The organism is Shewanella intestini (assembly GCF_018221465.1).
In the GTDB taxonomy this organism is placed as follows: Bacteria; Pseudomonadota; Gammaproteobacteria; order Enterobacterales; family Shewanellaceae; genus Shewanella; species Shewanella intestini.
The window spans coordinates 540,179-554,431 of record NZ_JAAIKR010000001.1; the positions used below are offsets into that span (position 1 = coordinate 540,179).

Annotated in this window: 9 protein-coding genes and 1 pseudogene; 1 reads left to right on the top strand and 9 read right to left on the bottom strand. The window is 42.9% G+C overall.

The window, feature by feature from the left end:
* Positions 1-121 precede the first annotated feature (121 nt).
* The 9 genes from G3R48_RS02335 to G3R48_RS02375 form a co-directional block, all read right to left on the bottom strand.
* Positions 122-841: a DUF6445 family protein gene (locus G3R48_RS02335; RefSeq protein ID WP_153660693.1), complete on the bottom strand. Its 720-nt coding sequence runs from the start codon at positions 839-841 to the stop codon at positions 122-124.
* Between the two features lie 8 nt (positions 842-849).
* A complete protein-coding gene (locus G3R48_RS02340; RefSeq protein WP_153660691.1) occupies positions 850-2,349 on the bottom strand; it encodes a tryptophan halogenase family protein in 1,500 nt (499 codons plus the stop codon).
* Positions 2,350-2,398: 49 nt separating this feature from the next.
* Positions 2,399-3,412, bottom strand: coding sequence for a cupin-like domain-containing protein (locus tag G3R48_RS02345; protein ID WP_153660689.1), 1,014 nt, complete (start codon positions 3,410-3,412; stop codon positions 2,399-2,401).
* Positions 3,413-3,440: 28 nt separating this feature from the next.
* Entirely contained in the window at positions 3,441-4,172 is a 732-nt protein-coding gene (locus G3R48_RS02350) for a SapC family protein (RefSeq protein WP_153660687.1), read from the bottom strand.
* A gap of 64 nt (positions 4,173-4,236) precedes the next feature.
* Positions 4,237-5,847: a tryptophan halogenase family protein gene (locus G3R48_RS02355; protein WP_153660685.1), complete on the bottom strand. Its 1,611-nt coding sequence runs from the start codon at positions 5,845-5,847 to the stop codon at positions 4,237-4,239.
* A 251-nt stretch (positions 5,848-6,098) separates the two neighbouring features.
* The gene (locus G3R48_RS02360) at positions 6,099-9,119 is read right to left on the bottom strand and encodes a TonB-dependent receptor (RefSeq protein WP_153660683.1); all 3,021 of its coding nucleotides are present in this window, start codon (positions 9,117-9,119) and stop codon (positions 6,099-6,101) included.
* 645 nt (positions 9,120-9,764) lie between these two features.
* Entirely contained in the window at positions 9,765-10,766 is a 1,002-nt protein-coding gene (locus tag G3R48_RS02365; RefSeq protein WP_153662031.1) for a LacI family DNA-binding transcriptional regulator, read from the bottom strand.
* Between the two features lie 49 nt (positions 10,767-10,815).
* A complete protein-coding gene (locus G3R48_RS02370; protein WP_153660681.1) occupies positions 10,816-12,144 on the bottom strand; it encodes a glycoside-pentoside-hexuronide (GPH):cation symporter in 1,329 nt (442 codons plus the stop codon).
* A gap of 64 nt (positions 12,145-12,208) precedes the next feature.
* The gene (locus tag G3R48_RS02375; RefSeq protein ID WP_153660679.1) at positions 12,209-13,540 is read right to left on the bottom strand and encodes a GH1 family beta-glucosidase; all 1,332 of its coding nucleotides are present in this window, start codon (positions 13,538-13,540) and stop codon (positions 12,209-12,211) included.
* 274 nt (positions 13,541-13,814) lie between these two features.
* Between G3R48_RS02375 and G3R48_RS02380 the strand changes: the two are divergent.
* A pseudogene (locus G3R48_RS02380) lies at positions 13,815-14,024 on the top strand (glucose/galactose MFS transporter); the annotation flags it as partial.
* Between the last annotated feature and the right edge of the window lie 229 nt (positions 14,025-14,253).

Genomic DNA, 14,253 nt, shown 5'->3' on the forward strand with positions numbered 1-14,253 from the left:
GCACTTATTCTCTTGCCAAGCCAAGCCAAGCCAAGCCAAGCCAAGCCAAGCCAAGCCAAGCCAAGCCAAGCCAAGTCAAGTCAAGCCAAGCCAAGCCAATATGGGCATTACAGCGAAAAAGCTAGCTAAATTGCAAAAAGATGTTGGCGGTCAGGCGCCCGGTGTGCACTGATGAGTCAATATCCGTTGCAGGATTAACCAAGGTTGAGTGTAATAAACTACCGGGATAAATGACGAGGCGGTTAGCTTTGTAGGCAATTTGCTCATATAGCTCATAATGCTCATCACTGTCAGTAAAGTAGCTTGGTGTCGCTTGCTTGTGTTGGGTTAAAAAGGCATTTGCTGAGTCAAAATAATGGTCAATATTTTGTTGGTTAATGCGCTCATAACCGGTCGATTTATGCCTAAAAAAGCCGGTTGCGCCGTAAGGGGCATCATTAAGGTAGTGCAAGATTGCAAAGTGAAATGGATCTGGCGTATCAAAATGCGGTAACCGCTGCAGTGGCATTAACGTTGCTGGTGCTTGTGAAATTAACGAAAATACCCAGTTTTGCGGTTTAATGCGTAAATGTTTAGGGATGGCATAAACATCATAAATTAATTGAAATACTTGGTTAATAACTTCAATAGGGTAGCTTTGCGGCAGCGGGGCTCTTACCCCGGGATAATAACTACTGTCTTGTTGCTCAAAGGTTGAGTTAGCCGCGACTTGGCGTAATGTCGACAAGTCTTTGGCAAAATCATCAATAATAATAACCGGCGTTTGCTGATTACCAATGCGTATTACTTGCGGCCTAAAAGTGTTGACCTCAATGATGCTTGGGCTTGCTTGTTGGGTCATAAGTTAAATTACTCTTTATTCATGGCAACAGAAGATGGGCAATAATGTTTAATAAAATCAAGATGGAGTGGTAGTGAGTCCACTTTGCGTTTTACATTTGTTTTAATATTGCCAAGAAACGCTTCTAGTTCAGGCTCTGGCATCATATCAACAATAGGGTGGTAACTTTTCGGGGTGATTCCTTGCCCCATCATCACTTGCACCCAAGAGCTTTCGCCAAATAGCTCGCTGCCGTATTTATACACCTTGCCAGAATCGCCAAACATATCGATGCGATGTTTAAGTGAGGCAGGAATCTCCATATTTTTGCAATAGCGCCAAAAACGGCTGTCTTCACGTTCGGTCACTTTATAATGCAAAATAATGAAGTCGCGAATATTGTCCATTTCAAGTAACGTTTGCTGGTTAAACTCATTAACATCGCTGGCCTTAATGCCATTGCTAGGAAACAGTTGCAACAGCCTAATAATACTGCGTTGAATTAAATGAATGCTGGTGGACTCTAATGGCTCTAAAAAGCCACTTGATAGGCCAATGGCAACACAGTTTTTATTCCAATGTTGTCGCCGAGTACCCGTTTTAAACTTAATCACCCGAGGTTGATTGAGCACTTCGCCTTTAATGTTTTTGAGCAATAAAGCGCTGGCATCTTCATCAGAGAGAAATTTACTGCAAAAGACTAAACCATTACCGGTGCGTGTTTGCAACGGAATGCGCCATTGCCAGCCCGATTCATGGGCTATCGAGCGAGTATAAGCGGGTTGCTCACCAACAGACTTAGTTTGCACGGCAATCGCACTGTCACAAGGTAAATAATGACTCCAATCTTCAAAACCCGTATTCAGGGTTTGTTCAATCAGTAGTGCTCTAAAACCGGTGCAATCGATAAACAAGTCACCTTCAATATGTTCACCGTTATCAAGTGTCAGCGCTTTAATATGGCCATTATGATCATGTTGAATGACATCACTTATTTTGCCTTCAATGCGCTTTAAACCAAGTTTTTGCGCCATTTGACGTAAGAACTGAGCATATAAGGTGGCGTCCATATGGTAAGCGTGGTTAGCGTCTTGATTGGGTAATACCGCAAAGCGACCTTGGCGAGCGGCTAAATGCTCGGTGCAGTAATCGCCAATGTCTTTGGCCATGCCTAGTTGCTTGCCTTTAAGCCAAAAATGGCCAAAACCACATGCCCAACAATCTTTACCTAAAAAGCCAAATGAATGCAGGTAATCTTTACCTTTGTCATGCCAATTTTCAAAGTTAATGCCTAACTTAAATGTGGCATTCGTTGCGGCCATCACATCTTGTTCTTTTAGCCCTAATAGGCGGTGGAATATATGCAAAGTTGGAATGGTGGCTTCGCCTACGCCTACGCTGCCAATTTGGTCTGATTCAACTAATACCACTTCAAGGTTTTTGCCCATGAGTTTGGTTATCGCCGCAGCGGTCATCCAACCCGCGGTGCCGCCGCCGGCGATAACAATGCGTTTTATCGGTGATGTCATGTTGTCGTCCTTGTTCTGATGAGTGTTAGCCGCCATGTCATCATGATGGTTAACGCTTTAATTTATTGGTTAAGTCAGCACGCAACTTTCTGGCGGATAACTCATCTAATGGCGTGGTTAGCATGCCCAACATTTGCTTGGGTATATGAGCTAACTTTGTGTCGTCATTATCAAAAATGTAGTAATCGAATATTGCCTTCCAAGCTTGGCGCTGTGCTTTGGGTAAAGAATGGATGCTTAAAAGCGCGTGATTAAGGGCATTTTGCGGGCTACCTAAAAATGCGGGGGTATCGCGCCACCAGTGCGTGAGTAACACATTAAAATCTTGTTTACCGCTCACCTGATGCCACCACATACTGGGGACATATAACACATCACCAGCGTGAAGCTCTGCCACTTGCGCTGTGGCAAGAGCGTTGGCATAACGTGGGAATGTTGCAAAATCGGGTGACGTCACATCAACCAAGCTAATGGGTTGACCGCCGGGGGTAAGCTCCATTGGGCCTATATATAAATTGCGGATTTGCTCTGGAGGGAAAAGGGTAAAAGTGCGCTGGCCCACTAAATTACATGCTAAATTATGTGGCACGTCAAAATGGGCGGCAACATTGGTTTTATTACCTAACCAAATATTCGTTAGTGGCTTAATATCGCCCAAACTCAAGCTGTTGTGTTCGAAAAAAGCTGGAAAAAGCCGTTCTACATTTGTTGAACCCATGTATAAACCGGCCGGTGTCGTTTGCTGTGCTTCATGGTTTAAATGTGCAAATAACGTGGCTAATGGTAGCTGTGCTCCTTGGTAGTTAAAGCCATTCATTTGTTGATTGTAAAACACTCTGCCCTGATGCTCTGGTGCAATACGATAGGCAATAACATCATGTTGAGGCTGGCTCGATAACAAGTAATCCATTGCCGCATGAGTGCTATTCTTTCCCGCTTGTACAATCGGGAATTGATGACATAAATCGCGAAAAATCACCGGCGTTGTGGCATCATCGATGACACTAACGGCTTGCTCAATCGTGTCGACATTAAGCTGCTTGACTGCAACAGGGCTTGGCATAGGCTTTTCCTTTTCCTTTTCCTTTTCCTTATCCTTTTGTTGGCAATAATGCATTTTTTCGCTGCATTAAATCGCGCATGTTCGAATGTGATGCCAGCGCCATATAAATCGCTTGTAAATGTCCTTTGTGATGTAACTGCGCTAAAATCTCTGCTGACAAGGTGGCAAGTTTGTCTTCATTAATGGTGTAAAAGCCCAACATTTGGTTTTGTGAACCGTCATCTAAGGTGATATCTAAGGTAAATGACTCCAGCAACTCATTGCTAATTAAACTATCTACAAAATCGGCGTTATCTTGTAAGCCTTGATGTATGGTTTCTAGCATGTCACCCACCTCATCGAGATAGGGCGTATTACCACCGAACTCATAAAATAACGCTTCGCCTTCTTGTCCTATTCGTGGGTTTGCCATATCAATGTGGATCACCCGCTGTTGTTGTTCAACGCCATCTTCACGAATCGTCTGCTGACCAATTAAAAATGGCTGTCTTCTTACCGATAGGGGAATATAAGCGGCATCCCAACCATCAGCGGTTAAAAAAAGGTTTTCATTTTGCTTGAAGCCAAACATTGCAACGGAAAAAAATTGCCCTGAACTGGGATCTTTTTGGAAAAATATTGGGTAGTGGGCTTGTACGCTGCGAAACTCAAGCGGGAAGGTCGCACTAAACCACAGGTTATCGCCAAGCAGTGCGCTGCGAGAGAGATTAATTTTAAGGTTTTTATGGTCGACGCTATTTAGTAAAACATGTTGGCTCATTTGGCATCCTTTTTATGATTTTATTTAGGCAATTCCGTGTTGTTTTTTACTGGATATATTGAGTTTACATTGGTGCAAAGCTTTGCTGTCGTAATTGTTTTAACAGTGCCCGATTACTTGGTAGCGCATTGATAAGCTGTTTTGAGCGCTGGGCATTTTGAGAGAACAATTGCTGTGCTTGTTGTTTGTCAGATGGTTTAAGCTGCATTTGTGCTTGGGTGAGTGCGCCCATGCCGTACAACACATATTGAAAGCTTGCCGCGGGGAATAAAGCATTGCGGTGTAATATTTCATCTTGGCTAGGAACATGGTGTTGCCACAACTGGCACTTTTCCGTCAGGCTTGGCAGTGCACTTGCTTGGCTGCGGTGATCTTGCCAGTAGTCAGAGCTTCGCTGGCTGACAACATAATGCAGCTTTAAAAATTCAATAATTTGTTGCCAGTGCTGAGTAAACTGTTGGTTAACTCGTTTGGCAATGGTGTCCATGACTAAACGGTTAGTGGGCAGTTGATTGGAAAGTTCGTTAGCAAGCCATTCCACTAATGCTAAAGCTGATGCTTCAAGCGGTTCAATAAAGCCTGATGACATGCCAATCGCAATACAATTTTGTTGCCAACATACTTGCCGGTGCCCTGGGTTAATCGTCAATTTACGCGGGTTGATATCCGCAGCCTGCTTACCTAGCGTTGGGGTTAAATAATTTATTAAGTCCGTTAATGCTTGCTCGTCATCAATATGGCTACTTGAGTAAACGTGGCCAATACCACGACGCGTTGGGAGGCCGATGTCCCAAATCCAGCCATTATCTTGCGCGGTTGACAGTGTGTTGGATTCAATGGGTGCATTTGAATCAAGGTAGGGCACTTGCACGGCTAATGCGCGGTCATTGAATAAAATATGTTGTTGGCTAATAAATGGCACGTTTAAGCTTTCACCCAGCAGCATGGACTTTACCCCGCTGCAATCGATAAATAAGTCGGCCTCTATTAATCCGTGCTCACGCGTAGAAATTGCGCTGATGTCGCCTGCTTTAGTATTGGCGGAGTCTTGCGATGCAATATGCACTTTATCAACATGGCTTCGAAGGTGCAGCACTCCTAAATTTTCAGTGCAGTGCTCAGTCAGTAATTGGCTAAATTTACCCGCATCAAGGTGATAGCCATAATTATTGACAAAGCTATATTGTGGGGTTGCTAATTGCTTAGGGGCTAAATAGTGCTTGGCTATGGTAGCTTGATTACACACGGCATCAGCAAAATTTATTTGTTCATTAAAGGGCAACCAAAAAGGGGCGGCATTAAACTGTGGTTGACCAACGGGTAGGCTAAATGGATGAAAATAATGACGTTGATCAAAGGGTAAATTAGCGCGGATATTGGGCTCTATTGCCCAGTGAAAAAATTGTGAACCTTGTTTAAAGCTGGCATCACATCTGAGTAAAAATGTAGTTTCGTCGATACCTATTTTTTCTAGCGTCGAGCGCATTGATGGCCATGTACCTTCACCAACCCCAATGGTGGCAACGTCAGGTGATTCTATTAAGGTAATTTTTAGCTTGGGCGTTGGGGAAATTTTACCTTGATCAACATTATGTTTGGCGGCTAATAACCCCGCGGTTATCCACCCTGCAGAGCCGCCGCCAACAATAACAATGTGATTGAGTGAGTGCTGCATATTTAAACCTGCGTCGTTGAGTTTATTATTTTAATGACAAAAGGCTACGGTGACAGATTACGTTTTTATTGTTATCTAGAATTCATTAATTTGTAAGCGCTTGCAAGCATTAGATTAGAATTTGTTCAATTAATTAATGCTTATCAATGCAAGGCTAAAATGAAAAAAAAGGGGTAAAGCTGTCTTTACCCCAAACGACCTAACAAGTAGGTGATAGCGGCCAGTTAACTATTAGCCGCTGCGCCAATTGGTTAGAATGTGTAACGTGCACCTAAGCTATAACGTGCCCCTGTTTGGGTATAATTAAGCACTTGAGTGTCACTCCGGCCATGTTTACGGGTGTTTTCATCAGTAATATTGAGTCCTTCGAAGAAGATTGTTAATCCTTCTACGGCGGCAATATCATAACCAATATTAAAATCAAGTTGTGAATAGGCTTCGGTATAACTTGGGTTGCTCCCGGTACCATCACCAAATGAATCTAAGAATTCATCACGCCAGTTCCATGCTAAACGCGCTGATACTCCGTAGTTTTCGTAGATACCGACAATGTTTGCAGTATCACTAATATTACTTAGCACATCTTGCCCTGGGTCGGCTGGACGCCAGCTAACTTCAGGTCGGCCTAAGTTAGTGTTGTCGTAACTATCACCGGCATTGACCAAGGTGTAGTTAGCTTGTACACCAAAACCTGTCTCACCAAAGAAATGCTGAATTGCAAATTCCCAACCATCAATAACTGAGCTTTCTTCGCTATTAGAGGGCGTATTAATAATAAAGTTTAAGTCTGGGTCGTTGGCACCACCAACAATTTGAATATTGTTGTTAGCATCAAGAAAGACGTTCGGGTCAGTTGCGCCATAATTAGCGAAAATCCATTCCCGTTGTTCTTGGTCACCCACAATACCAGCGGCGATTGCTTCTTGGGCATAGACCCCATTTGATGGGTCTGCAATACCATAGATATTTGAATTAATAGGGTTGTTGTAAATAAAGTTTTCAACATTTTTACGGAAGTAACCGACAGAAACATAACTGGCTTCGTCGTAATACCACTCAGATGACAAGTCATAGTTAGTTGACTCTAATGGCAACAAACTTGGGTTACCGGTGTCACCACTTCCGCCACCACGGTTAGCCAAAGTACCGACTGTTGTTCCACCTTGAATAGAGGTGTAATCTGGACGACCAATTGTCTTGCTGTATGCGGCGCGCACATAGACATTGTGTAGCACTTCTATATTGAAGTTAAAGCTGGGCAAAAAGTAATCGTAATCACCTGTTTGCGTTTGAAATACACGGTTGTCAGCGGCAGAACTTGATAATGCGACTTCGGTTTCTGCTATCCACGTTGCAGTGTCATAAGCAGAGACAATCGACGTCGATTCGACATCGGTTTTTTCGTATCTTATGCCAAAGTGCACATCAAATGGCATATGGCTAATTTCGCCGACATAATTATATTGAATGTAAGCAGATTTTGACTCTTCTTGGGTATAACGGTCGGTATCACGGCCGTAATCGGTAGAAGGACAGAATGCATTTCCACAATCACCGACTTCACTAGAAATATACAGTTCAGCCGCTCTTGCTCTTACGGCTTCAAAATCCCAGAAGAAAATAGTGTCTAATGGATCGGTACTGGCAGAGCCTTGGTAATCAGAAAAGTCACCTTTAGAACCATCTAATTTATCTTGAATGGTATCGGCTGGGAACCAGGCTGCATCTAAATCGCCAGCTTGGCCAACGCCGCCCCAATCGTTACGTTGCACATTGACCGATTTTGAATGGTTATCAACATTGGTCATCGCGATACCAAAATCAATGCTACCTGCATGATCAAGGTCAAATTGACCGTTAATTTGTAACTGTTCAATTTCAGAGCGATTTTCTGCATTACCAAATACAGAGCCTGTAACGCGCATGTCTTCAGGTTGAACGGCATTGCCTCCGCCAACGGCCAATACAGGAATATCGCCAGTAAAGTCAGTGGCTGCGCTGGTGCGGATAAACGCGGCGGTACTTAAGTTTGCTGAGCTACCATGTGGGCTGTTGGGGGTACGCTCAGCATAAGAGCTATGGTAGTCAAGCTCTAGTGATAATCTGTCGCTGGCATCCCATTCAATGTTAAAACCAATTGAACCACTTTCGTCACGTGTACCTGACATACCCGCAGCCATTGATAAATCAGCGCCGCCACCAGGGTAGGTTTCTGAATACACTAATGGTGAAGATACTGGGCCGTCAGACCATGTGCTTTCTTGAGTTGGTACAAAGTTGAACCAAGCTGAAACATCTTGATGTTGAGTGTCAATATCGTTACGCATGTAAGTGTAATCAAGAGTGGTGCGGATTGAGTCAATCGGCTCATACTGCAACACTAATTGACCATTCGTACGCTTACGCTGCACTTCTTCAAAACGGTAAATAGTGGTTTGTGGAACAGAGTAGACATCGTCATCGCCAGGGCGATTAATTTGATTACTGTCTTTTGGCACGCCGCCCCATTCAGGGTTAGCACCGGGTGCGCCACTCCAGTCTTGGTCAACGCTGCCCGGGAAGCTTCTCCAGCCTGTGCCCACTTGTGCTTGCTGATTACCGCTTTCACGTTCTTGATAACTACCTGAAATAGCCACACCAAATTTACCGTCAGCAAACGTGTTTGAATATAAACCTGAAAGTTCAGGTGTGATAGAACCTTCATCAGTAGATTTATCATCAACGGCTTTAACACCAAAAGTGGCTTTTAACCCCGGATGACTTAGTGGACGATGAGTTAATACATTAATGGTTGCGCCCATGCCACCGGTGGAATTTTTAGCTTGGCTGGTTTTTTCAACCTCAACAGCACTAATGGCATCAGAAGCAATGTTGGCGAAGTCAAACGAGCGTGAGCCTGTTGTTACCGGCATTTGACGGTTGTTAAGCATCACTAAGTTTTGATCAGCACCTAAGCCACGCACTGTCACACGACTACCTTCACCATTTTGACGGTCGATTGAGACGCCTGTGATACGTTGTAATGACTCTGCTAAGTTAGTGTCTGGAAACTTACCAATGTCCTCAGCGTTAATCGCATCAACAATGCCACTAGAGCCCCTTTTTAAATCCATTGACTTCATTAAGCTGCCACGGATACCGCTTACTTTTATTACTTCGATATTTTCTTCTGAAGCGTCATCTGCTGCTATTACTGGCGCCGCTGAACCGAGACCAATTAATAACGACAAACTGGTCGCTAATTTGGTTTTGGTGAATGTTCTTGTTTTCATCTAGGAAATCCCCATTGACTAGATTCTACTTTTCTAAGTTTAATTTGCGTTAACACGCAAATAATTTGTAATTCTCCATCAGCGCGTTTTAAAACAGGTTTGAGGTTTTATGTAAGCGCTTACATAAAAACTAGATTAAAAGTTAACCACAGTCAACAAGGTTAACCATATTTTATTACATAATTTTAACTTAAAGAGTGTAATGTGCAACAAATGTATTTGTTAGTTATTGTTTTATAAGTAATTGCAAATATACGCGGAAAATTGAATAAAAATGTAAGCGCTTTCTTTTTAGTTTTATAAGGTTATTGATGTTGACTCAACATCACCATGAATAAGTGTTGCGGTAATTAAATGAAGACAAGCGGTACTTGAGGTTACGTTAAGGAAAGACTTGTGTTGCTAAGTAACCTTGCGAACATTCTGCAAAGCACAAAGCACAAAGCACAAAGCACAAAGCACAAAGCACAAAGCACAAAGCACAAAGCACAAAGCACAAAGCACAAAGCACAAAGCACAAAGCACAAAGTACAAAGCACAAAGCACAAAGCAACACATGAACGATATGATTAACCCTAAAGCAGGCTGCCTTAGGGGAATATGAGCCGCAGCGGATACTGAGTTATTGTACCAACTCAATTAAGCTTATTTAGGCGGGCAAGCAGAACCACGTATAAACAACTGCGGTGAAAAACAGCTTTCAACCGAGACTTTTTTATCTTTGTAGACTTCTTTTAACACCCACAACGCAGCCATTTTACCCATTTCATGGATTGGGTTACTTATGGTGTTAAGTTTGGGCGAAATATAAGTAGGAAAGGGGATGTTGTCGTAACCAATAAAGGAGATATCTTCTGGTACGCGAATGCCATGTTCAAGGCACACAGATATGGCTCCTGATGCCATTTGGTCACTGGCACACACAACGGCAGATATGGGTTTGTTTAAGGTCAATAAGTGTTGCATGGCATCGATACCGCCAAACTCTCTAAAATTACCTTCAAACCATAATTCAGGGTCAAATAGTACATTGTGCTCCGCCAGTGCTCGTTGATGGCCGCGAAGCCTATCGCGGGCATCTAGCTTATACATTGGCCCAGAAATGTAAGCGATATTTTTATGGCCTAAAGACAACATATAATCGGTTGCCATATAGCCGCCTTGTTCGTTTTCAAGATAAACGCAGCGCTCTTTAATGGCTTCAATGTAGCGGTTGATTAATACAATAGGGGTGTCGCCATTGCTTAATGTAATCAGGTATTCATCTGACACGGCTTCAACATCTAAAATTAATGCGTCGCAGCCTCGGCTAATTAAAAAGTCGACTCCTTCTTTTTCTTGCACTTCATCGCTGTGACCAGCGGCAATAATGACATGCTTGTTCTCAACCCTAAGCGAGGTTTCAATTTGGGTCATCATTGGGCCATAAAATGGGCCGTCAAGTTGCGACACCAATACGCCGACACTGTTAGAGCAATTAGATGCTAATGACTGGGCAATGGTGTTGGGCTTATAACCTAATGAGGCCATGGCATCTAACACTTTTTGCTTGGTTTTATCGCTGACTTTGGTGTTGTTGTTCATCACCCGAGAAACGGTCGCCAATGAAACCCCTGCAAGCACTGAAACATCGTAAATAGTGGCCATATTCTTATGTGTATCTTTCCCTGTCATTTACCTGAGCAAGCCAGACAATCTAGTGCGCGGCTCTGTTTAATTGTCCATGTATTTCATCGACTTTTTGGTTGTCTAACACATACCAACGCATAACAAAAGCGACCAATAATGAGCCAATAGCGGGGTATATCGTAAAGGATATCAAAATTCCGTCAAGCGTGTGCGTCGTCTGAGGAGCATCGGCATGATATCCATAACCGGCAAGTAGCCAACCGGCTGCCGCGCCGCCAATTGCCACCCCCAATTTGATAAAGAAGATGATCGATGAATATATCATCCCGGTGATCCTCACGCCGGTTTTATATTGGCCATAATCAACGGCATCCGCCATTTTGGCCCACAACAATGGTGTGGCCATATTAAAGGCGAAGCCCCAAACAATAAATAATCCAAAGGCCAGTTCAACATGGTGGCTTGGGACAAAGTAACTTGCGATACACAGCGCTGCTGAAATAAGCTGCAACCCGATATAGGCTTTTACTTTGCACACTCTTTTCGCTAATGGTTCGGCTAGCATACAGCCAGCAATGTTACCCAGCATGCCAAGGGTAATAAATAAGGTAATAGAATCAGGTAGATTTAAGTAATATTTTACATAATAAATGGCCAAACTAGTACGGAGTACCATACCTGACAATAAACACACTGCGGCTATTGATAACACTCGCCATTGGTCATTTTTGAGTAAGTAGCTAAAGTCTTGTCTAAAGCTTGACGATTGATTAACTGGAGGATGTAAGCGCTCTTTTGTCCCCCAAAAACACGCGAGAAACATCGCTACACCTAAAATACTCATCGCGGTAATCGTTAACTGATACCCCTTTGCTTGGTCGCCTTGGCCAAGATACTCCACTAATGGCAACGTCATGCTTGAAACCATTAACCCGCCTAACATAGCAAACACAAACCGATATGATTGCACCGATACGCGTTCTTTTGGGTCTTCGGTTAACACTCCGCCTAAAGCACAATAAGGAATATTAATGGCGGTATAGACCATCATCAGCGCCGTATAGGTCACAAAGGCATAAACCATTTTACCGTTTTCAGATAAGTCGGGGGTGGTAAACGCCAATACGCTAATTATGCCAAAGGGCAGGGCAAACCATAATAAATAGGGGCGAAACTTACCCCATTTGGTGTTGGTGCGATCGGTTAATGCGCCCATTAACGGGTCGGTAATGGCATCAATTAACCGTACCGATAAAAACATGGTGCCGACAAAAGCAGGCGATATACCGAAAATGTCAGTATAAAAAAACGTTAAAAATAACATCACCGTTTGGAAAACAATATTGCTGGCAGTGTCTCCTAAGCCGTAAGCAATTTTCTCTTTTGTGGTAATCATCCTTGGCCTCATTATTGTTATTTTTTAGTCTGTTAAATAATCATTTATTGGGTAGTTAATGGCACTATAACCGCGAGTTAAGCAAATCGCGATAGGCTAATCCACTGTTTTTTATCGTCCGTTTTTGACTTGGGTAGTCAACATACACAATGCCAAAACGCTTTAAGTAGCCTTCTGCCCATTCAAAATTGTCCATTAAGCTCCAAGCAAAATAGCCCGCGACATTGACCCCTTGAAGCATGGCGTTATTCACTGCGCTTAAGTGCTGTTGATAGTAGCTAATTCGGTCTAGATCGTTCACCTGGCCATTGTCTAATTTGTCCGCAATGGCTGCGCCATTTTCAGTGATAAAGACAGGAGGCAATGTATATTGTTGATGCAATGTCATTAACAAGTCGGTGAACGCTTGCGGGTAAATCTCCCAACCAATATCGGTTTTGGGATTCATTGACATATCAACTTGTTGATAGTGTTTTTGGTGGCAATGACGGTACACCGCGCGGGTGTAAAAGTTAATCCCAAGAAAATCCAACGGTTGACGGATAATGTCAAAGTCGCCGGCTTCAATTTTTGGTGCGTCCTGGGCTGACAACAGCGCAAAACTGTCTGGGTAGCAGCCGTCAAATAATGGTTTGATATACCATTGATTCATATATTCATCGGCGAGTGTGGCTGCTTGGTGGTCTTGCTCGCTATCGGTTTCGGGGTAGCAAGGGGTAAAGTTAAGCACAATACCGTTTAGCGAGTTGGGGCTGTTTTGTTGCAAGGTTTTCATGGCTAAGCCATGGGCTAATAAAATGTGGTGAGCCGCTTGGCGACCATATTTCACTTTGGCTTTACCAGGCGCGTGGATCCCAAGCTCGTAACCTAAATAAGCGCTACAAAAAGGTTCGTTAAACGTGGCGTAAGAATACACTCTATCAGCAAAAACTTGGCTGATTTTATTGGCGTAATCGTTGAATAAATAAGCGGTTTCACGATTTAACCAACCGCCATTGTCCTCAATGTGTTGGGGTAAATCCCAATGATAAAGGGTGACAAAAGCTTTAATATTGCGCTGCTTTAGTTCATCTAATAGCTGAATATAAAAATTTACCCCAATGGCATTTAAACTACCGTCTTGGTTCATTACTCGTGGCCACGAAATCGATAATCGATAAGCGTCAACGCCAAGACTTTCAATTAAATCAATGTCTTGTTTCCATAAATTGACATGTTCGCAAGCTTGTTTTCCATCAGAACCATCACGAATATTGCCAGGTGTGGCACAAAATGTATCCCAAATATTGGCTAGTCGAGTATCTGCAGCACCCTCAATTTGAAATGATGCCGTTGCGACCCCAAAAGTAAATGCCTTACTCATCATCGGTGACTGGGTTGGTAACATAATTTTCATATAAATATTTCACTTACTGTTGAATGTTGCTTTAAAAATCCATTTAAGCAAAAGTCTTATCTAATAGGTTTTCAGGCGGTGCTTATCTATTTACTAAAGTGGCCGTATTGAAATTTCCTGATTAAAAAGCGTTGACATTGGTTATTGATTTGTTAAAAATGAAAGCGCTTACATTGAGGTTAGTGATTAATTTGTAAAAGGTCAACAAATGTTTTGCTGGCGAAGGTGTGAATCAATACCTTCAAGGGAAATGGGTTGAAAGAAAGGATAAATGATGGCTGGTGTCACGATTGCTGCGTCAAATGTATCTGGGGTTAGTGCTGGTTCAAAACAGCAATATCAATTTGCGCTTATTGCATTAACGTCGCTGTTTTTCATGTGGGGCTTTTTAACGTGTTTAAACGATATCCTCATTCCATACTTGAAAAACTTATTTGAACTTAACTATGCCCAAGCCATGTTGGTGCAGTTTTGTTTTTTTGGTCTGGTTGGCTCAACACCACAGCAAGTGAAAGATGGCAAATAAACCTGCGCGCAATAATAAGTAACGATAACTGAAACAATGAGTTAATTATGAATAAGGATGTCACCATGACGGCTACAACTCCAAATCAGTCACTGATACACAGCATTGCTGCCGATGACACTCATTGGCATATCAATAAAAGGCGGCGACCGATAGCTGCACTTATTAGTGTGGCAGTATTCGCGCT